A 19,759-nucleotide genomic window follows, 5' to 3' on the forward strand; every position below is an offset into this window, starting at 1 on the left:
CTGCCGGGACTGGGCGAATTGAATCACTGAGCTTCAACGCTCGCGGGCCGTCGTCAGTCCAGCTGGCGCGCTGTGACGCGCAATGCCGATTCCACCATGTCGTAATCGACGTAGCAGCCTTGCAGGTGCCGGCGCCCGGTGGTCGGGTCGAAGGACCGGCGCCCATGCATCACGCGGCGGTTGTCGAAGGCCACCATCTGACCGGCCTCGAGCTTGAGGTGCAGGCGGAAGTCCGGTTCGCGCAGGATGCTCCAGTAGTGGCGGTAGGCGTCGTACCAGGCCTGCATCCGTTCCAGCGGCAGGCGCAGGCTATCGCGGATCCAGTTGTTGAAACGCACCTCGATGACCTTGCCGCTGGCATCCAGATGGATGACCGGTTCGCGCACCACGAGGTCGGTCTGCTCATCCGCGAAGCGAAAGTCCACCGGCGTCTCGGCCAGCAGGCGGAAGGCGGCAGGGTCACGCCGGCGCAGTTCCTCGGCGACGGCCATGCCGTCACCGAAGATCGACTCACCGCCCTCGGCGTCATTGACCAGGCAATAGAGCATCTGGATGTCCGGCGGCTGGCGCCAGTTGGGCAGATCCGTGTGCAGTTCCAGCGCGATGGGCGTGTAGGCGGCATTGTTGGGCGCCTGCTTGGAGAAGACCTCGAAGCGCCCGCCGAAGTTGGTGGCACGGATGGGGCCGATGGTGGCCGCGATGGCATCGATCTCACCGCCTTCACAGGTGCCGCCGTCCAGAATCGCGAAGCCGTCGCGGCACAGCGCTTCCAACCAGCCAAGTCGTGCCTGTCCACCGGCCATGTAGTCGGCAAAGGCGGTAGCGTGAGGCTGATGGCCCTGCTGCCAGGCGCGGCTTGAGGGGACCGGCGTGGCTGGCGGCGCATCACTCGGGCGACGTTGCAGCAACCAACCGGCATCGAAACGACTGGTGTGGCCGTCCTGCCAGATGACGACGAGATTGCCTTGCTCGACACGCAACTGATGCACCGTCAGGGCCGCATCATCCATGAGCATGAAGGTGCGCTCGAAGGTCTGCGGATGACGGCAGGCGTCGCAGGCGCAGTGATCACGCAGCCAGATCAGCGGAAAGCGTGCCTGATCCCCATCGGCCCAGCTCAGAGTCGCCAGTGCCTCGTCATGGGTCGCCTGAATCAGGGGAGTGCCGCGATGATGGGGCTGATATTCCTTCATGTCCCACTGATGACGCGTGCCGGCATCCGTCGCTGCCGTGTCGGTAGTGTCGGTAGTGTCGATAGTGTCGATAGTGTCGATAGTGTCGTTCGTATCGATAGTGTCGTTCGTCACGCTAGTGTCGCCAATACCATCAGTGTCGCTGGTACCGAAAGTGTCGGAATCAGATGCGGTGAGAGTCTCCATGGGCGCCTTCCTTGTCTCTGTCGGTGTCGGTGAGTCTTGTGCTGAGAGTGAGTCTATTGTCTTGCGTGTCATGAGGGCTGACCAACGCGAAATATGACGCCCATGGCTTAGCTGAGCTAATGTGTGGTCATGCTCCTCCATTGTCCGCCACGAGATTGCCATGCACGACTCACCTTCCTCGCCGCCGAGTGTCTTGCCCGTTTCCTTGTCCAGCCCGTTGCCACCCCTGGCCTGGCTGCAGGCCTTCGAGGCGGCGGCACGCCTGATGAGTTTCACGCGGGCGGCCGATGAGCTGAGCGTCACCCAGTCCGCCATCAGTCAGCGTATCCGCCAGCTGGAGGGTCGGCTCGGCCAGCCGCTGTTCGTGCGCCATGCTCGCAGTCTGAATCTGACACCGGCCGGGCAGGCCTGGCTGCCGGCGCTGCAGGATGGCTTCCAGCGTCTGCAGGAGGGCACGCTGGAAGTCTTCGGACCCTCGCGCGCCGCGCCGGTGAGTCTGCGTGCGACGCCGATGAGCCAGCAGGCCTGGTTGTTGCCGCGTCTGGCCAGCTTTCATCGAGATCAACCCGAGATCGCCCTGCGGCTGGTGAGTGCCTTCTGGGCGCGTGATTTCGATGGCGAGGAAGTGGATATCGAACTGCGCTATGGCCAGGGGGACTGGCCGCAGGTCGAGGCGATCAAGGTGGGAGCGGAGCAGGAGCGGATGATCGTCGTGGCAAGCTCGGCACTGAGCGCCCGGTTGAGCACGGCGGCGGATCTGACCGGAATGACGCTGCTGCATGCGGCGGGATTCGCGGTGGGCTGGCGTCGCTGGCTGGTCGCGGCCGGTCAGCTGGGACTGGAGAAGACGACGTCCACCATCAGTTGTGACACCCAGGTCATGACACTGGAAATGGCGCGTCTCGGCATGGGCGTGGCGCTGGTGCATGAAGGCCATTTTCAGCAATGGATGGCCTCCGGCAATGGCGGACTGGAGCAGGCCTTCCCGCTGGCGATTCCTGCCGAGCAGCATTTCTGGCTGGTACGTTCCTCCCAACGTCCCATGCGACCCACGGCCCAGCGTGTCTGGGATTACCTGGTGGAAAAGTCAGCAGTGACCGACTCAGGTACTGCTCTTGATGCATCGGGGAATCGCAATGGCGGGCCCGCCGCGGCACACCCTGATTGATATACCGTTAGCTTGAGCCGGTGGTGGAGGGGGTGAGCGGTCGCTATTCATTGTCCGGATCTTCTTGTCTGCCCGTCTACCTGCCTATCTGCCTGTCTGGCTGTCAGGCGATCAGTCGTGAGCCGTCGGGCAGCGTGGCAATGGCGATTGATGGAAGAAGCGTTCCAGCAGGGCATACAGCTCGGGATAGGCGGCTTCGAGGGTGTCCGGTGCGGTAAAGAAATACTCGCAGCACACGGCGAAGCATTCGGCGGGGTGACTGGCGGCGTAGTCATCGATCGGCGTGGGAATGCCGTGTGCCAGGCGCTCGCTCAGGTCATCCCAGACGGCGGTGAAGGTGGCGTGCCATTCCTGAGCACTGATGTGGCCAGGCAGAGGCGGAAAGCCATCGGCATCGGTGGCGTTGGCCATGTCGAGCTTGTGGGCGAATTCGTGGATGACCACATTGAAGCCGCTCCAGTCACCGCTGGCGGCCAGGTCCTGCTGCGTGACCACCACCGGCCCCTGGTACCAGGTCTCACCGGCACGGGTGTCCTGGAAGACATGCACCACGCCTGCCTCATCCATCTCTTCCACTTCACGGCGGATGGCCTCGAACGGCAGCATGATCTCATGGACGCGAGCGCCGGCATCCTGCCAGCGCTCGGCATGCGCCCAACCATTGAGCAACAGCATCGCCTGAGCCGCCAATGCCAGCGCCTCGACCTCCTCGAGAGGCTCGGCGCTGGTCAGCTTCCAGTCATGCAGTTGCCGGCGGGCGCGGCGCTCGAGACGCGTGAGCGCCTCGGCGTCGAGTCCCTCGAGGATCGGCAGACGCTCGCGGACGGATTGCCACAGGGTGTCCCCCTCCTGGGGCTGGGAAGAGAAGGGGGCTGAGGCGTCGGCATCATGGCCGTGGCGCTCGGATCGCTGCCACAGTCGTTGCCACCAGGGGGGCATCGAGTCAGTCCTGACGACTGCCGGACTTCCAGGACCAGTCGCGCAGGCGCAGGTCGAAGAGGTCCTTGCGACGGTCCTTGAGGTTGGTCACCGAGCCTTCGCTGCGCACGACCTTGAGACGTTCCAGATCAAGATCCGAGAACATGATCATCTCGGTGTTCGGGGTCGTCTCGGCCATCACCGCATCATGCGGGAAGGAGAAGTCAGAGGGCGAGAATACCGCTGACTGGGCGTACTGGATGTCCAGACTCTCGATGGACGGCAGGTTGCCGACACTGCCGCAGACCACCACATAGCACTCGTTCTCGATGGCGCGCGCCTGGGCGCAGTGGCGGACGCGCAGGTAGCTGTTCTTGGTGTCGGTCCAGAACGGCACCATCAGGATGTCCATGTCCTGGTCGGCCAGCAGGCGTGACAGCTCCGGGAATTCCACGTCGTAGCAGATCAGCATGCCGATGCGACCGGCATCGGTCTCGAACACGGCCAGCTCGTCGCCGCCCTTGATGATCCAGTCACGGCGCTCCTGAGGCGTGATGTGCAGCTTGGCCTGACGGTCGATCTCGCCATCGCGGTGACAGAGATAGGTGACGTTGTAGAGCTCGTTGTCATCACCGACCTCCACCATGGACCCGGCCACGATGTTGATGTTGTAGGCCACCGCCATGCGCGAGATTTCCTGCTTGAAGCGCTCGGTGAAGCCGGCGAGGAAGCGGATGCAGCGCACCGGGTCACTCTGGTCTTCCAGCAGGCCGATCAGCGGCGTATTGAACAGCTCCGGGAAGACGGCGAAGTCGCTCTGATAGTCCGAGAGAGCATCGACGTAATATTCCACCTGCTGCAGCACGGATTCGACACAATCGAACTTGCGCATCTGCCACTGGACGGCGCCGACGCGAATCATCGTCTTGCGGCTTTCCAGCACACGCTCGACCGGCTCGAAGAGGATGTTGTTCCACTCGAGCAAGGTGGCATAGCCCTGTGAGCTCTCGTCTTCCGGCAGATACTGGCGCATCAGACGCTTGACCAGAAAACCATTGGCCAGCTGGAAGGACAGGATGGGGTCGTAGATCTCGCGTCGCTCGACCTTGTCAATGTAGTCGGTCGCGGACAGCTCCGCGGCATACTCGTGATACTGGGGAATGCGCCCACCGGCCAGAATCGAGCGCAGATTCATGGAGCGACACAGTTCCTTGCGCGCTTCATACAGGCGGCGGCCGAGACGATAGCCCCGGTAGTTGGGGTCGATCAGGACATCCAGGCCATAGAGCGCATCTCCCTCGGGGTTGTTGAGGATGACTTCGCGCTGGCCGATCAGATCATCGTACTTGTGCGGGTTCGAGAAGGCGTCGTAATCCACCAGCGCCGTCAGCGCGACCCCGACCAGCATCTCGCCGTCCTCGATCACGATCTGACCATCGGGGAATTCCGCGACCAGGCGGTTGATGGTGTGTTCCGGCCAGGCGCCGCCGATGTCGTCGTAGATGCCGTCCATCAGGCGTTTCAGCTGGGGGTAGTCGGATGCCTGCAGGTTGCGCAGGTTAAGGTGCAGGTCTTCGACGGACATCGAGACTCCTTGGGAAATGAGTGATGAGAGCAGGGCGAGACGCGGCGGGTGCGACAGCTTGGATCCATTATTCGCGCTGTCGAGGCCGAGTGTCATCAATATCCTTTGGTCAATGACCGGCGCGTGTCGCGAATCCCTCCTCAATGGGTCCAACCTCGCGCCACTGCAAGGGTGAGCGGGTGGAAGCACGGCGAGCGGCGTATCGGCGGGATATTGAACGAATGCTCATTTTGCTTGCATTTGCGCGGCACAACGTCCAAAACATTGCCATGGGCAAGACGCCCACGGCGACGTCATGCCGAACATCTTGAGCTTGAATGACACCGGAGGATACCTGCATGACCCCAGTACTCTATGAATTGCGAGGTCGTGATGACCGTCTGCGTTTCTCGCCGTTCTGCTGGCGCGCGCGGCTGGCCCTGGCCCACAAGGGCATCGAGGCGGAACTCGTTCCCATGCTGTTCACCGACAAGAGCCCGATCGACTTCTGCGATTCCACCACGGTGCCGGTACTCAAGGATGATTTCGGCGTGTCGATGGACAGCTACGACATCTTCCAGCACCTGGACGAGCATTATCCGAATGCAGGCCATGGCCCGCTGATCGGCGATGCACTGGCAAGGGCGCGCCTGAATTTCGTCAAGGTCTATGCCGAGCAGGTCATGGCCGTCGGTTTCTTCCGCCTGGTGGCGCTGGATCTGGTGCAGGCCATTCACCCGGATGACCGTGAATACTTCCAGAGCGCCCGAGAAGCCCGCTTCGGCATGTCGTTCGAGGAGTTCCACGATGTCGAGATCGCCCGTGGCATTCTCGACAGCGCCTTCAAGCCGTTGCGTGGCCTGCTGGGCAATCAGCCCTTCATGGATGGCGAGTCACCGGCGGCGGCGGATTACCTGATCTTCGGCTTCTTCATCTGGGCCCACATCGTCTCCGACACCTCGCCCTTCGGCGAGACGGAAGACCCCGCTGATCCGCTGGTGCAGTGGCGCGAGCGCATGATGGATCTCCATGACGGCATGGCACGCAAGTCGCCGCGTGCCAGCGATATCCCGCAGTAAGCCCTCGATCGCGTCAGCGATGCGCTTCCTGATGGCTCGAACGCTTCCAGGCGTTCGGGCCATGTCGTCTTGCCCTCGAAAAGGTGCTCACGATGATTGACCTGTATTACTGGACCACGCCCAACGGCCACAAGATCACGATCTTTCTGGAAGAGGCCGGCCTCGAGTACCGACTCATACCGGTGAACATCAGCAAGGGCGAACAGTTCGCGCCAGCGTTTCTGGCCATCTCGCCCAACAATCGCATGCCGGCGATCGTCGATCATGCGCCGGCCGATGGTGGCGAGCCGATTTCCGTGTTCGAATCCGGCGCGATTCTGGAATATCTGGCCGACAAGACCGGCCAGTTCCTGCCGCGCGAGACGCGCCCACGCAATGATGTGCTGCAGTGGCTGCATTGGCAGATGGGCGGCCTGGGGCCGATGCTCGGTCAGGTGCACCACTTCACGCACTACGCGCCAGAACCGGTGGAGTACGCCATCGAGCGCTATCACAAGGAAGGCGAGCGCCTCTACGGCGTTCTGGAGCGCCAGCTTGCGGGGCGTGACTTCGTGGCGGGGGACGAGTTGAGCATCGCCGACATGGCCATCTGGCCGTGGCTGAAGGCCGAGAAGCAGGAGATCGATCTGGCCCGCTTCCCGGCGGTGGCTGCCTACCGCACTCGCATGGCAGAGCGTGATGGCGTCAGGCGGGCGATGGCGCGCATCGACGACATCAATCCGGCGGCCAATGTGGCGATGGATGAAGAGGCGCGTCGCCACCTGTTTGGCCAGGGCCGCTGAGTCGCGCTGGTACGTGAGGCCTGCGGGGCTAGGGCTGCCCCCAGTCCTTGGGCACATGGCGCCGGATACGATCCAGCAGCGCGCCCAGCTTGCGCGGCGGGTGCCCGAAGGGGTAGTGCAGGCTGACCGGAATCGAGGGCCCTTGCCACTCGGGCAGACAGGCCTCGAACTGGCCGGGATGTGCCACGGAGCGGGTGCGCACGTGGTGGTCCGGCAGCAGGCCGATACCGGCGCCATGCGCGATGTGGTCGGCATGTACCACGACATTGTCGACCGTGAAGCGCGAGGGCGGCAGGCTCACTCGGTACTCGCCCTGTTCCGGATGGTGGAGCACCAGATCGGGATGATGGCGGTCGATCAGGTTGACCCAGTCGTGGGAGGCAAGCTCGCCGGGATGCTGCGGATGGCCATGCTGGCGCAGATAGTCCGGGTGGGCATACAGATGCTGACGCTGGTGGCCCAGCACCTCGTCACGCAGGCCGCTGTCACGGGTCGGACCTTCCCACAGCCACAGCATGACCTGATCATCCTCACGTGTCGGAGGCTGCAGGTTCGAGGTCAGCGTCAGGCGAATGCCCGGATACTCCTCGATGAACTCGGTGAGCAGACGATTGAACCAGCCACGCAGGAAATGCGGGTGGACGCTGATGCTGAGATCACCGCTCACCTCCTCGCGCAGCTCGTCCAGTGCCATCTGCGAGCGCTCGCCCAGCGACAGCATCTGCTGGCAATACTGATGGAACAGCGTGCCGGCCTCGGTGGGAATCAGGCGGTTGGCTTGGCGATGCAGCAGCGGCTGACCGAGCTGATACTCGAGGTGACTGATCCGACGGCTGAGCGTGGACTTGGAGATACCGAGGTGTTCGGCGCCGGCGCCCAGGTTGCCATGGCGCATGATGGCATCGAAGGCACTGAGGCCCTGAAATTCGTCAAGTACGGGAGGCATGGATTGGTGGCACCTGAGACTGTCTGCCACTCGGGCAGCCGATGGCATGAAATAGAGAGCGTGGAGGCAGAGTGCGCCGCGGATCTGGCGCAAGGGCCAGTGGCGAGTTGCCGATTTGGCCAGCATTGTAGCCGATTTGGCGGGGGGAGTGGCATGCATGAAAGTGATTCGCGTTCTCTGCTGGCGGGCGCGTTCAGATAATGGGGCTCACGATTCCAGCTCGTTGACGCCCATCCGCGCCCGAGCGGGATGCATGTGGCGGGTGGGCGCGGCATCATGGCATGCAGCAGTGGCACGCGCTGTCGCTGCGTTTCACTCTTCCAAGGCCCTTTCGCGGCCTGACAAAGGACCTCGTGATGTCACTCGCCACGCGCTTGCGCGCTCACTTTCGCTCATGCCAGGAATCCGCCTGCCTGAGACGCACCTCTCTGACGGCCCGCTCGACACTGCTGATGACGTTGGTGGCGCTGCTGGCGGCACCGGTGCAGGCCGACGAACCCACCCGGATTCGCGTCATGGCTGCCGCCTCGCTGCATGATGCGATGGATGCCATCGAGGCCCGCTACGAGCGCCTCGCCAACGTGGATATCCTGCCGGTCTACGCCTCGTCCTCGACCCTGGCGCGTCAGCTGGCCAATGGTGCTCCAGCCCAGTTGTATCTGTCGGCCAACGAGCGCTGGATGGACTGGCTCGAGCAGCAGCCCGGCGTGGTGGTGACAGGGCGTCATGATCTGCTGGGCAATCGTCTGGCGCTGGTAGCCGCCGGGGCAAGTTCTCTGGATGCCGGCGTCAGCAATGCCCGGGACGTGACGGACGTGGCCAAGCGACTGGCCGCGACGGGCGACGCCTCCCGGCTGGCGGTGGGGGACCCGGATCACGTGCCGGCGGGCATCTATGCACGTCAATCGCTGGAATCGCTGGGTCAGTGGCAGGCACTGCGCTCGCATCTGGCCAGTGCCGAGGATGTGCGTGCGGCGCTGGCGCTGGTCGAGCACGGTGAAGCCCCACTGGGCATCGTCTACTCGACGGATGCCTCCGTCAGTCATCGCGTCCATCAGATCGGCCTGCTGCCCGAGAGCAGCCACGACCCCATCCACTATCCTGCCGCCTTGATCACGCGGGGCGGGGATGCGCCCGACGAGGCAGCGGAAACCTTCGCCCACTGGCTGTCCAGCAATGAGGCAGGGGCCATCTTCCATCGCTTCGGGTTCACCACCCTTGGGACCCAGGCTGCACCCGCCACCGCTGACAGCCAGTGAGAGCGCCCCGGCGGCCGGCATGTCCCGGAGGCACGCGGGCCGCTACACTGGAGGTTTTCCGTGGCATCATTGCGGCAATGACGTGGCTGGCAGAGCGAATCATCGAGCGGGCCATGGCGATGCCATGGGCGCGAGTCGTCTCGTGATCGCGCTGCCCTGCGCCACCTGATCTTGTTCGAGGAGAGTGCATGCTGAGCGCACTGGAATGGGAAGCCCTGAGCCTGAGTCTCAAGGTCGCCTGCGTGGCCGTCGGCTTCAGTCTGATTCCCGGCTTCGCCGCGGCCTGGTGGCTGGCGCGACGCGAGTTTCGTGGCAAGGCGCTGGTGGATGGCCTGTTGCATCTGCCACTGGTGCTGCCACCGGTGGTGGTCGGCTATCTGCTGCTGGTCACCTTCGGACGCAACGGCGTCATCGGTCAGTGGCTGGCGAAGATCGATATCGTGTTGCCCTTCACCTGGCAGGGCGCCGCCGTCGCGGCAGCGGTCATGGCCTTTCCGCTGATGGTGCGTGCCATGCGCCTGTCGCTGGAGGCCATTGACCCGGGGCTGGAGGCCGCGGCTCGTACCTTGGGGGCCAACCCGCTGCGGGTGCTGTTCACGGTGACGATGCCGCTGGCGCTGCCCGGCATTCTGACCGGCGGCATGCTGGCCTTCGCGCGCGCGCTGTCGGAATTCGGCGCGACCATCACCTTTGCGGCCAACATCCCCGGCGAGACCCGTACCTTGCCCCTGGCGCTCTATACCCTGATCCAGACGCCGGGCGAGGAGGGCGCGGCCGCGCGTCTGTGTCTGATCGCGGTGGTGATCGCGATGCTCTCGCTGTTGTCTTCCGAATGGCTGGCGCGCCGGGCCCGACTCCGGATGGAGGGGCGTGATGCTTGATTTCCACCTTTGCCGCACGCTGGGCGCCTTCCATCTCGATGCCGAACTCAAGGTGCCGGCACGCGGGGTCACGGCGCTGTTCGGACGTTCCGGCAGCGGCAAGACCAGCATCCTGCGCATGATCGCAGGGCTCGACCGCCCGGATCATGGCCATCTGCGTCTCACGGGCGAGTGTCTGATCGGCGGCGAGCATGATCACTGGGTGCCTGCCCATCGGCGCAATCTGGGCGTGGTCTTCCAGGAGCCTCGTCTGTTTCCGCACTACAGCGTGCGCGGCAATCTCTGCTACGGCATGCCGCTGGCACTGACGCGTGCTCAACGCCAGCGCAACCGTGACCACCTGCACGAGATCGTCGCGCTGCTGGGCATCGAGGACCTGCTGACGCGCATGCCGGGTCAGCTGTCGGGTGGCGAGGCGCGGCGTGTCGCCATCGGGCGCGCCCTGCTGTCACGCCCACGCATGTTGTTGCTGGATGAGCCGTTGACCGGCCTTGATGGCGCCCGCAAGCAGGAACTCCTGCACTACATCAGCCGTCTGGCTCGCGAGATCGAGATTCCGATCCTGTTCGTCAGTCACGATACCCGGGAGCTGTTCGCCGTCGCGGACCGCCTCGCGCTGGTCGACAACGGGCGCATCACCGCCAGCGGCGAGATCGGCGACATGTTGTCACGTCTTGATCTGGCCCCGCAGACAGGCCGTTTCGAAGCCGGCTCACTGCTCAGTGCCGAGGTGCTCTCGCACGATGAGACGCATCAGCTGACCCGCCTGGGGCTCGGGGCGGGATTGAGTCTCAAGCTGGCGCGTCTGGCGATGCCGGTCGGGCGTCGGGTACGCCTGCGACTGCGTGCCCGTGATGTCAGCATCGCGCTGGAAACCCCGCTGAATACCAGCCTGCGCAATACGCTGCCCGCCGTGATTCACGAGATCGAGAGCGAGCGCGGCCACGCCAGTGCGGAACTGGTGCTGGGCATCGCCGGCCAGCGGCTCAGAGCGCGCGTGGACCGGCTGGCCTGCAAGGAGCTGGGGCTCAAGGTCGGCCTTGGCGTCAAGGCATTGATCTCGAGCGTCGCGCTCTCCGGCCCGGACGTGATCAGTCTCGATGTCGGAGACGAGGCCGCGCAGCAGGATGAGGCGGCCGGCACCAGCGAGACGACGTCTCCCTGAGTCTCCCGCGGTCCCGCTCCCCTGAGCCCCCTCGGGCCTGGCATTCTGGTAATGTGCCTCGCTCGGTATCCATCGACAAGGAAGACCCTGATGCAGCTGACCCACCTGTGGCGCTACCCCTTGAAGTCAGGCGCCGCCGAGGCACTTGAGAGCACGACTGTCGGCGAGGAAGGCCTGACGCAGGACCGCCGTTTCGTGGTGGTCGCGGCACGCGGCAAGTTCGTCACCGCACGCACGCATCCGCAGATGCAGCGTCTGGCACTTCGCGAGCAGTCGCCGGGCCACTGGCGGCTGTGGCAGCTGGACCGCCCGGCCTGCGGTGAGGTGAGCTTCGCGACCCGTGATGAGGCCGAGCGTCTCGACATCCAGGTGTGGGCAGACCAGTTCAGCGCCCTGAGCGTCAGTGACGAGGCGGATGCCTGGTTGAGCGAGCAGCTCGGCATGCCGGTGCGGCTGTGCTGGCTGGGCGAGCGCTCCGAGCGCTATCGCGAGATCATCCGACAGCGCGTGAGTGCCGCGGACGGCTTCCCGCTGCTGCTGGCCAACGAGGCCTCGCTGGAAGCGCTCAATCGCGAGACGCCGACGGCGGATCACGGCATGAACCAGTTCCGGCCGAATCTCGTGATCAGCGGTGCCGAGGCCTGGGCCGAGGATGGTTGGCAGGAGGTGATGATCGGCGAGGTACGTTTCCGCCTGGTGTCATCCTGCACGCGTTGCGCGATGGTCAATGTCGACCCGGCCACCGGCGAGAAGCGCGGTGACAGGGAGCCGCTGACGACACTGGCGCGGGTGCGCCGTTTCGAGGATGGCCAGGTGCACTTCGGCTACAACCTGGTGGCGGTGGACCCGACGCGCCAGCCGCCGCTGCGGGTCGGTGATCCTGTCGAGGTCACGGCCTTCAAGTGACGCCTCGCGGCTGAACGCAGACGCCCGCCATCGAAGGTGGCGGGCGTCTGCGTTCAGGGGGCGGTTGGCAAGGCTCAGTCCGGCGGCCCGAACAGGGCAGGCTGACCATGTGCCTCACGCCAGACATCCAGCGCTGCCCGGTGCAGCTGACTGTGTCGCCACGCCAGCGCCTCGATATCACGGTCATAGCCGCCGCCGATCACGCAGGCCACGGCCGCGCCCGCCGCGCGACAGCGCCGGATGACATGCCGCTCGCGCCGGTAGAGGCCGCGGTCGCTCAGTTCGAGATGGCCGAGCCTGTCGGCGGCGTGCGGGTCGACCCCGGCATCGAAGATCACGAGTTCCGGCTGCACCCGCGTCAGCACCGCCTCCAGCGTGCGCTCCAGCACCGCCAGATAGTCCTCATCGCCCATGCCTTTCGGCAGGGGCACGTCCAGATCACTCTTCTGCTTGCGGGCCGGGAAGTTGCTCTCGGCATGCAGCGAGAGCGTGAAGACCCGTGGCTCGTCAGCGAAGATCAACGCGGTGCCATCGCCCTGATGGACGTCGAGATCGACGATCAGCACCCGCGTCACGCCATCTTCCAGTGCCTGATGCGCCGCCACGCCGATGTCGTTGAGCAGACAATATCCGCTGGCCGCCTCGGGATGGGCGTGATGGGTACCCCCGGCGGTATTGCAGGCCAGGCCGCGCGTGAGGGCTTCGCGCACGGTGGTCAGCGTGCCGCCCACCGCCAGCACGCTGCGCTCGCGCAGGGCCTCGCTCCACACGAAACCGCTGCGACGCTGGGCCTGATGACTCAAGGTGCCACTGAGAAATTCATGCACGTAGCGGCGGGTGTGCACGCTGAGCAGGTCTTCCTCCTCGGCGGGCTGGGGCATCACCCACTCGACGGCCCAGGCGCAGTCGGCCAACTGGCGGTCCAGCAGCCGTTTGAGCACGCTGAACTTGTCCATCGGGAACGGATGCTTCTCGGGCAGCGCGATGCGATAGCCGGGGTGATGGATCAGCGCCAGTGGCGGGCAGGCAGCCTCAGCGACGTGGGACAAAGTGCACCTCCCGGCCCTCGGTGGTCAGCTGACGAATGGCGATGGGGCGGCCCTTTGCATCGAGATCCACCAGTCCGATACCGCAGGCATTCAGCAGGCGTTCGCCGTGACTTGCGGCATCGTGACGACGTGGCGTGATGCGCATGTTGCGACGCCGTGTCAGCAGGTTGAGCGGTGAGCGTGGGGCGTACAGCCAGCGATTGAGGCGATCCAGCACGTCAAGCAATCCCACCGGGAAGCGGTTGCGGATGCCGCTGCTGGTGATCTGCCAGATGTGCGGGCTGGAGCGGCGGTGCCTGAGGCGCACATCGTAGGCGAAGGAGTAGTGCACATCGCCGGACAGAATCACGAAATGCTGCGGCGTGCGCGAATGGCGGAAGATGTTGAGCATCACGCTGGCGGCGCCCTGGTGGGCCATCCAGTTCTCGGCGTCCACCATCAGCGGCTTGCCGGCGAAGGTGAACAGCTTCTGGATCGTCTCGATCAGCTTGACCCCGAACACGGGAGCCGGAGACACCAGTACCACCGCGCGCTGCTCCACCAGACGTTGCTGGAGTTCACACAGCGCCTCCCAGTCCATCAGACCCGAAGGGTGCGACAGCTTGCGCTCACTGCGCCAGCGGCGAGTGCGGGTGTCCGCCACGATCAGGGCCGGCGTGGTCTCGAGCTGATAGTCCCAGCGCTCGCAGCGCTCGAGCCGGGCGATCAACGCCTCCTGACGCTCGACGTCGAAATGGCCCTCCGGCGCGGTCTCGGTGTCGGCATGCGCATCGGTGAACAGCTCGCTGGCCTGCTCCAGCAGCTCACCGAGCGCCCGAGGTGCGTTGCCCGCGCCCTGACACAGCAGGTAGCCGGTCAGCGCATTGCCGATGATGCGCCGCGAGAAGGGATTGCCGTAGGCGGCTTTTTCCCAGGCGGCACTCAGATTCCAGTCATCGGTGACGTCGTGGTCATCGAAGATCATCAGGCTGGAGACGTTGGCCAGCAGGCGGCGCACCTGACCGAGCCCAGCGCGGAAACGTGCCAGATGGCGTGCCTCGCGGGCATGGCGCTCGCGGGTGGCCTCGTCATGGCCTTCGAGCGCTGACGGGTCTTCCAGTTCGACCCCGAGGGCCGCCCACGGCACGTCGGACCACACCAGCAGGTACATGGCGACGACTTCCGACAGGCCGATCAGGTGATTGTCAGCCCCGGTGGAGGTGAAGATGGGCTTGCGCTTGGCGCCGAAGAAACTGGCGGCCAGTCCCTCATTGGCTGGCATGTCCGGTAGCAGCTGCGGGCGATGATAGAGGTGCGACGGGTGCTGGCGCAGTTCGCGGCTGTCGGAGACCTCGGCGCCCAGCAAGGTCTCTTCCGGCAGTCCCAGGCGCTCGATCACCTGATCGATGGCCCCCAGCATGGGGCCGGCGACGTCATCGGCGTAGATCTGATCGCCCGTGAACAGCATCACTTCCGGCCATTCCAGCGGTGTGGTGCGCCGCTCACTCAGCCAGTGATCCAGTGCGACCAGACCGTCGCCGGCCGGGCCTTCAGGAGCGCTGTCACTGGCGTTGGCACAGACGCGTTCGGCCTCCTTGTCACTCAGGCCGTGATGCGGCTTGCGGCAGCTGCCATGCGCGATGCGGGTCAGCTTCGCCGGCAGACGGAAACGTGGCAGAGGCTCGCCGGGGTAGCAGATCTCTGGGCCCCACTCGGCGATGCCATGCCAGTCGCCGTCCTGCGGCGCGGCGCTACTGTCAGCGGTGTCCTCGCGCTCGCTCAGTGCCAGCTCGTAGGCGATGGCGCAATCGGCGGGCAGGGGAGACTCGGCATGGGCCTCCAGCAGCATCAGCCAGGCATGGGTGCCCAGAGGGATGGCCAGATGCTCCGTCAGTCGGGCAGGTGGCGTATCTGGGAGCCCCGCGAGCGGTGGGCGGCTCTCGTCTTCCGGCAGTAGCCACACGCGGGCCTGTTGAGGGCGCGAGGTCACCAGCCACAGTACGATGCTGTCTGGCGTGACGCGCCTGAGCATCGGACCCGCGAGAACGCGTGGCAGGAGAAGGGAAGGCTCGGGGGACGCTGGGCAATCAGTCATGAACGAAACGGACTCGACGGGTGAAAATGGGCAGCGCTGCAGATCGCGGCCGGCAGCATGGTGTGGGTCCCCGGTCAGGCGACACGACGCGACGCCGAGCGTTCAGAGCGGGGCCGGATGCAGGCCTTCAAAGGCAGCCGAGTCGTCAGGCACGCCTTGTCGCAGGCTCGCAAAGCACAGGGTGGCTGACGTAGAGTTGTGGCTCTCTGCGGACGTGGCGTTGGCAGGATAGCATGGGACAGCAGGATGAAAGAGTGCATGGCAGGCCGCTTCAAGGCCATCTGGACAGAGGCAGAAAGCACTCTGGTGGCGCCTGACAAGACCGGGAAGACAGCCGTGGCGATTCGCGCATGGCGTGGGGCGCGGCGGGTCTCCTCGCTGTGCCTCGCTCTGTTGGCGGCAGGCCTTGCCCCGTCTGCCTTGGCGGCGCACGCGTCAGTGCCCCCTGCAAGGGAGGCTCACCCGCTCAAGGCCAACGAATGCCTGCCTGCGCCCAAGGGCAAGGTCGTGCTGACCATCAGCGGCGTGGTGACGTGTGGCAATGCCGGCAGTGAGGCGTCGCCATTGGCTCGCTTTGACATGCCGATGCTGGAGGCGCTGCCCTCGCGCGTGAATGCCACCCACACGCCATGGACCCAGGGAGTCGTCCGCTTCAGTGGGCCCTTGCTGCGCGAGCTGATCCAGCGGGTGGGGCAGGATGTCTCGACGGTGAGCGTGAAGGCCATCAATGACTTTTCCGCCGATATCCCGATGTCGGATATCACGCGATACGAGGTGTTGCTGGCGACGCGCCGCGATGGCGAGCCGATGCCGGTACGGGATTTCGGTCCCTTGTTCATCCTCTATCCCTTCGATGCCCATCCGGAACTGATGACGGAAGAGATTCGCTTCCGTAGCGTCTGGCAGGTCAACGGGCTGGTGCTGCGATGACCAAGGCTGCGATGACGGATGTCGTCAAGTCGCCTCCGGGCGCCGTCGTCCCGGGCATCCTCGTCCCGGGGACCCCCTTCCTCAGGTACCCTCTGGCTCGCGCTTGAATCGGATCTTCTCGTCTCCCTCGTCCACGCCCGGCAACCCACATGATGGTGAGCCGTCTTCCCCCTCGTCGGTGGCGGGCTCCACTGCATCACGGGATGAGGTGCCGGGCGGCGAGGCAGACTCGCACGCCATGCATGCTCTGGCCCAGGCGCCACGGACACGCTGGCCGCTGTGGGTCGGTATGGCCATCATCATCGCCTTGCTGCTGGCGGCCGTGGGAGTGGGCGGTGTCATCCTCCACAACCAGGTAAAGCTCGAGAATCGCACTCGCGATGATGCCGTCTGGACGGTCTATCAGCTGGACCGCGAGGCCATCACCCTCACCAATTCCCTCGCGCGCTATGCCCAGGCGCAGGGCGTGAAGCGTGGTGCGGCCTGGCAGGAGGTGCTGGAGGATTTCGAGCTGCTCTACAGCCGGACCTTCATCTTCCGGCGCGGCGACTTCCGTCATCATCTGATGAGCCTGGCCTCGGTGCCCATGCTGGCCGATGAGGTGATGAGCCAGATCGACTACCTCGACATCCGATTGGGCGTATGGCGGGAAGAGGGGGAGTGGCGGAAGGAGGCAAAGTGGCGTGAGGGCAGAGAGTTGCCGGACGCCGCCTCTGTCGCGAGGCTGCAGACGCTGAGCGACGAGATCAGTGACGTCACCCAGACGTTGCTGCTGCGGGTGAGAGCCCAGCTTGCCGAGGAGTCCACCCAGGAACGCCAGCAGCGCGATCGACTCGTGCATTGGATGCTGCTGCTGCTCGGGCTGATGGTACTGACGACCCTGCTGGTCAGTCGCCAGGTCTGGCTGCAGGCCCGTGCGCGGGAGCAGGCCCGCCAGCAGCTGCTGAGCCTGTCCACGGCCCTCAAGCATGAAGCCGAACGCGCCGAGCAGGCCAGCCGTGCCAAGTCCGAATTCCTCGCCACCATGAGTCATGAGATTCGCACGCCACTCAACGGTGTCATCGGCATGAGCGAGCTGCTGCTGGCCGAGCCGCTGGACAACAGCGCGCACCGGTATGCCACCAGCCTGCGTGACAGCGGGGAGGTGTTGATGGGGCTGGTGGATGACGTGCTGGACTTCTCGAAGATCGAGGCCGGCAAGTTGACCGTCGAGCGGCGACCCTTCGATCTCCAGCAGGCCGTCGATGGCGTCATCGATCTGTTGCTGCCGCAACTGGACAGTACCCGTGTGGCCTTCGTCGATCATCGCTCGGCCCAGCTGCCACGCTGGGTCATGGGAGACTCCGTTCGCCTGCGTCAGGTGCTGCTCAACCTGTTGTCGAACGCCTTCAAGTTCACCCGGCACGGCAGGATCACCCTGATGGTGCATCCGCTGCCGGCGGGGCGAGTCCGTTTCGAGGTCAATGACACCGGTATCGGCATCAGCGAGATGCAGGCCAAGCGTCTGTTCGAGCCCTTCACCCAGGGGGATGCCTCGATCGCGCGGCGCTTTGGCGGCACCGGACTGGGACTGGCCATCGCGCGCCGCCTGGTGGAGCTGATGGGGGGGCGTCTGGGCATGAACTCCCGCGAGGGCGAAGGCGCCTGTTTCTGGTGCGAGTTGCCGCTGCCGCTCGCCCCCATGAGCCAGCCGCAGACCGACTCCCACGCGCCTCTGCCGCTCAGCCGTGGAGAGAAGGTGCTGGTGGTGGATGACAACCACATCAATCGTGAAGTGGCGCGCGCCATGCTGTGCAGTCTCGGCTATGCGGTGACGGTGGTCGAGAGCGGTCAGGCGGCGCTGGACTGGTGTGCGGAAAACGACGATATCGTGCTGGTGTTGCTGGATCTGCGCATGCCGCGGATGGATGGCTTCGCCGTGGCGCGAGGCTTGAGGGCACTGGAGCGGCGCGACGGACGCACCGCCAGCTTGATCGTGGCGATGACCGCCAATGTGGAGGCCGGTGAACGGGCGCGCTGTCTCGCGGCCGGCATGAATGACTTCCTCTCCAAGCCGATGCGCCGTCACCAGGTCGCCACCATGCTGGCGCGCTGGCAGCTGCGGGACGGAGGCCTGGCTGGCTGGCATCAGGGTGAGGCGGAACCGGACTGGAGGGGCGAGCCGGGGCCTGGCCTTCGCGGCGACGCCGGGGGTGAGGCTCAGCGTGATGCTCAAGGGAGAGCATCGCCGGGAGCATGCGCCGAGACGCCAGGCCGCCCAGGGCCGGCACCACAAGCCCGTCATCTGACGAGCCCATCCCCCTCCAGCTTGCGCGATGAGCTGGACACCGCCAGCATCGCCGAGCTCGAGAAGGCCTTCGATGCTCAGCTGACGGAGCAGCATCTACGTCTGACGCGTGCGCTGGCGCAAGGGGATCTGGCGCAGCTCACCCATGAGGCGCATCTGCTCAAGGGCAGTGCCGCAGCGCTGGAGCATGACCTGCTGAGCGATGCCGCGGAGCTGCTTGAACAGCACCTCGCCCGGCAGGCACCCCAGGGACGTATCGAGGCCGCTGTGGATGCGCTGCTGGCGGAAATACGTGAGCATCGTGCCACGGTGGGCGGGCAGGATAGCTGAACCGGTCGCGGGGCCGGGCCCGGCGGCGCGTGAGGCGTCTAGCGGCGACGCAACTCGCGTTCCACCAGGGTCAGGCCCGGCGTGATATCGCTCTGGATGGCGGCGAGCGCCAGGGTGAGGGTGGTATCCGCGATGCGCTGGTGGCACTGGGGCAGCGAGTGGATCGGCAACGGCAGGAAGTCGAGCAGGCGATCATCGCCGAAGCTGGCCATCGCCCTGGGGGCGTTGACAGGCGGGCCCTTCGAGAACAGCACGTCCAGCACGCCGTCCATCAAGGTGTAGGAGGCGGTCACGATCGCCTCCGGCATGGGCGAGTGCGCGAGATATCCGCGCAGTGCCTCGGCACCGGCGGCGCGCTCATAGCGGGCGGCGTGCAGTGTCGTCGCCTCAAGCGGCGTCTGGCTCTGATGGGTCTCGAGCGCCGAGCGCATGCCCTGGGCACGTTCCCGCGATATCTCGAGTTCCGGCAAGGCATCCAGCCACAGCAGGTCTCGTGGTGAATGCTCAAGCACCGCACGGGTCAGCTGGCTGGCGGCATCGGCATTGTTGCTGACCACGCTGGCGAAGTGGCGCGTGTCCAGTGCGCGGTCCACCCCGATCACCGGGAAGCCATCCAGCGTCAGTTCGCGGTAGAAGGGATCATCCGGTGCCAGACAGCTGGCGGTGATCAAGGCATCGACCCTGCGAGCCTTGAGCATGCGGGCCAGTTCGCGCTCCGTGTCGGGGATGTCGTCGGAGCAGACGATGAACAGCTGATAGTCGCGCTCGCGGGCACCGCGTTCCAGCAGCTTGGCGAGGCGTGCGTAACTGGCGTTCTCCAGATCGGGCAGCATGAACCCCAGTGTCCGGCTTTCCCCACGGCGCAGGGCGGCTGCCTGGGCATCGATCCGGTAGTGATGGCGTTGCACCACCGCCATCACGCGCTCGACCGTCTGTGGGCTGATACGTCGTGCCTGTGCCTGCCCATTGACCACATAACTGGCGGTGGTACGTGAAACGCCTGCAAGACGCGCGATTTCTGCCAGGGTCATGCCACTGTCCT

Annotated in this window: 16 protein-coding genes; 9 read left to right on the forward strand and 7 right to left on the reverse strand. The window is 65.2% G+C overall.

Translation table 11 applies throughout. The annotated features are described in order from the left end of the window. Positions 1–53: 53 nt before the first annotated feature. Positions 54–1,379: a TauD/TfdA family dioxygenase gene (locus BFX80_RS03150; protein WP_240499651.1), complete on the reverse strand. Its 1,326-nt coding sequence runs from the start codon at positions 1,377–1,379 to the stop codon at positions 54–56. Between the two features lie 160 nt (positions 1,380–1,539). Here BFX80_RS03150 and BFX80_RS03155 point away from each other — a divergent pair, with 160 nt between their 5' ends. Further along, positions 1,540–2,547 (forward strand): LysR substrate-binding domain-containing protein, encoded by a 1,008-nt coding sequence (locus BFX80_RS03155; protein WP_077378334.1) that lies wholly within the window; start codon positions 1,540–1,542, stop codon positions 2,545–2,547. Between the two features lie 111 nt (positions 2,548–2,658). Here the strand turns inward: BFX80_RS03155 and BFX80_RS03160 are convergent, their stop codons facing one another. Next, complete coding sequence (locus BFX80_RS03160; RefSeq protein ID WP_084207921.1) at positions 2,659–3,486, reverse strand: M90 family metallopeptidase; 828 nt, start codon at positions 3,484–3,486, stop codon at positions 2,659–2,661. A 4-nt stretch (positions 3,487–3,490) separates the two neighbouring features. Continuing rightward, positions 3,491–5,050: a carbon-nitrogen hydrolase family protein gene (locus tag BFX80_RS03165; RefSeq protein WP_084207922.1), complete on the reverse strand. Its 1,560-nt coding sequence runs from the start codon at positions 5,048–5,050 to the stop codon at positions 3,491–3,493. A 338-nt stretch (positions 5,051–5,388) separates the two neighbouring features. Here BFX80_RS03165 and BFX80_RS03170 point away from each other — a divergent pair, with 338 nt between their 5' ends. Continuing rightward, entirely contained in the window at positions 5,389–6,108 is a 720-nt protein-coding gene (locus tag BFX80_RS03170; RefSeq protein WP_084209603.1) for a glutathione S-transferase N-terminal domain-containing protein, read from the forward strand. A gap of 92 nt (positions 6,109–6,200) precedes the next feature. After that, positions 6,201–6,890 (forward strand): glutathione S-transferase C-terminal domain-containing protein, encoded by a 690-nt coding sequence (locus BFX80_RS03175; protein WP_084207923.1) that lies wholly within the window; start codon positions 6,201–6,203, stop codon positions 6,888–6,890. A gap of 28 nt (positions 6,891–6,918) precedes the next feature. Here the strand turns inward: BFX80_RS03175 and BFX80_RS03180 are convergent, their stop codons facing one another. Beyond that, entirely contained in the window at positions 6,919–7,836 is a 918-nt protein-coding gene (locus BFX80_RS03180; protein WP_077378346.1) for a LysR family transcriptional regulator, read from the reverse strand. 356 nt (positions 7,837–8,192) lie between these two features. Between BFX80_RS03180 and modA the strand changes: the two genes are divergently transcribed. From modA to BFX80_RS03200, 4 genes are all read left to right on the forward strand, one after another. Then, on the forward strand, positions 8,193–9,095 hold the full coding sequence (gene modA / locus BFX80_RS03185; protein WP_240499652.1) for a molybdate ABC transporter substrate-binding protein: 903 nt from the start codon (positions 8,193–8,195) through the stop codon (positions 9,093–9,095). 188 nt (positions 9,096–9,283) lie between these two features. Next, the gene (gene modB, locus BFX80_RS03190; protein ID WP_077378349.1) at positions 9,284–9,976 is read left to right on the forward strand and encodes a molybdate ABC transporter permease subunit; all 693 of its coding nucleotides are present in this window, start codon (positions 9,284–9,286) and stop codon (positions 9,974–9,976) included. Beyond that, on the forward strand, positions 9,969–11,141 hold the full coding sequence (gene modC / locus BFX80_RS03195) for a molybdenum ABC transporter ATP-binding protein (RefSeq protein WP_084207924.1): 1,173 nt from the start codon (positions 9,969–9,971) through the stop codon (positions 11,139–11,141). Before modB ends, modC begins: the two co-directional genes overlap by 8 nt. Before the next feature lie 90 nt (positions 11,142–11,231). After that, positions 11,232–12,047: an MOSC domain-containing protein gene (locus tag BFX80_RS03200; protein ID WP_240499653.1), complete on the forward strand. Its 816-nt coding sequence runs from the start codon at positions 11,232–11,234 to the stop codon at positions 12,045–12,047. A gap of 74 nt (positions 12,048–12,121) precedes the next feature. Here BFX80_RS03200 and BFX80_RS03205 read toward each other — a convergent pair whose 3' ends face one another. Together BFX80_RS03205 and BFX80_RS03210 are read right to left on the reverse strand one after the other, a co-directional pair. Next, on the reverse strand, positions 12,122–13,096 hold the full coding sequence (locus tag BFX80_RS03205; RefSeq protein WP_240499654.1) for a histone deacetylase family protein: 975 nt from the start codon (positions 13,094–13,096) through the stop codon (positions 12,122–12,124). Further along, positions 13,080–15,107, reverse strand: a complete 2,028-nt coding sequence (locus BFX80_RS03210) for a metallophosphoesterase family protein (protein ID WP_240499655.1) — start codon at positions 15,105–15,107, stop codon at positions 13,080–13,082. The genes BFX80_RS03205 and BFX80_RS03210 overlap by 17 nt, the downstream gene beginning before the upstream one ends. Before the next feature lie 321 nt (positions 15,108–15,428). Here BFX80_RS03210 and BFX80_RS03215 point away from each other — a divergent pair, with 321 nt between their 5' ends. Continuing rightward, entirely contained in the window at positions 15,429–16,100 is a 672-nt protein-coding gene (locus BFX80_RS03215) for a molybdopterin-dependent oxidoreductase (RefSeq protein WP_157109425.1), read from the forward strand. A gap of 103 nt (positions 16,101–16,203) precedes the next feature. Beyond that, positions 16,204–18,717 carry a hybrid sensor histidine kinase/response regulator gene (locus tag BFX80_RS03220; protein WP_157109426.1) on the forward strand — a complete coding sequence of 838 codons (2,514 nt, stop codon included), beginning with the start codon at positions 16,204–16,206 and terminating at the stop codon, positions 18,715–18,717. 38 nt (positions 18,718–18,755) lie between these two features. Here the strand turns inward: BFX80_RS03220 and cra are convergent, their stop codons facing one another. Next, the gene (cra, locus tag BFX80_RS03225; protein WP_077378370.1) at positions 18,756–19,748 is read right to left on the reverse strand and encodes a catabolite repressor/activator; all 993 of its coding nucleotides are present in this window, start codon (positions 19,746–19,748) and stop codon (positions 18,756–18,758) included. Between the last annotated feature and the right edge of the window lie 11 nt (positions 19,749–19,759).

Origin of the sequence: Cobetia marina (genome assembly GCF_001720485.1) — a bacterium.
GTDB classification, from domain to species: domain Bacteria; phylum Pseudomonadota; class Gammaproteobacteria; order Pseudomonadales; family Halomonadaceae; genus Cobetia; species Cobetia marina.

Coding starts and splice junctions, on each gene's coding strand:
- BFX80_RS03150 (WP_240499651.1), bottom strand. CDS start 1,379: ATGGAGACTCTCACCGCATCTGATTCCGACACTTTCGGTACCAGCGAC.
- BFX80_RS03155 (WP_077378334.1), top strand. CDS start 1,540: ATGCACGACTCACCTTCCTCGCCGCCGAGTGTCTTGCCCGTTTCCTTG.
- BFX80_RS03160 (WP_084207921.1), bottom strand. CDS start 3,486: ATGCCCCCCTGGTGGCAACGACTGTGGCAGCGATCCGAGCGCCACGGC.
- BFX80_RS03165 (WP_084207922.1), bottom strand. CDS start 5,050: ATGTCCGTCGAAGACCTGCACCTTAACCTGCGCAACCTGCAGGCATCC.
- BFX80_RS03170 (WP_084209603.1), top strand. CDS start 5,389: ATGACCCCAGTACTCTATGAATTGCGAGGTCGTGATGACCGTCTGCGT.
- BFX80_RS03175 (WP_084207923.1), top strand. CDS start 6,201: ATGATTGACCTGTATTACTGGACCACGCCCAACGGCCACAAGATCACG.
- BFX80_RS03180 (WP_077378346.1), bottom strand. CDS start 7,836: ATGCCTCCCGTACTTGACGAATTTCAGGGCCTCAGTGCCTTCGATGCC.
- modA (WP_240499652.1), top strand. CDS start 8,193: ATGTCACTCGCCACGCGCTTGCGCGCTCACTTTCGCTCATGCCAGGAA.
- modB (WP_077378349.1), top strand. CDS start 9,284: ATGCTGAGCGCACTGGAATGGGAAGCCCTGAGCCTGAGTCTCAAGGTC.
- modC (WP_084207924.1), top strand. CDS start 9,969: ATGCTTGATTTCCACCTTTGCCGCACGCTGGGCGCCTTCCATCTCGAT.
- BFX80_RS03200 (WP_240499653.1), top strand. CDS start 11,232: ATGCAGCTGACCCACCTGTGGCGCTACCCCTTGAAGTCAGGCGCCGCC.
- BFX80_RS03210 (WP_240499655.1), bottom strand. CDS start 15,107: ATGCTCAGGCGCGTCACGCCAGACAGCATCGTACTGTGGCTGGTGACC.
- BFX80_RS03215 (WP_157109425.1), top strand. CDS start 15,429: ATGGCAGGCCGCTTCAAGGCCATCTGGACAGAGGCAGAAAGCACTCTG.
- cra (WP_077378370.1), bottom strand. CDS start 19,748: ATGACCCTGGCAGAAATCGCGCGTCTTGCAGGCGTTTCACGTACCACC.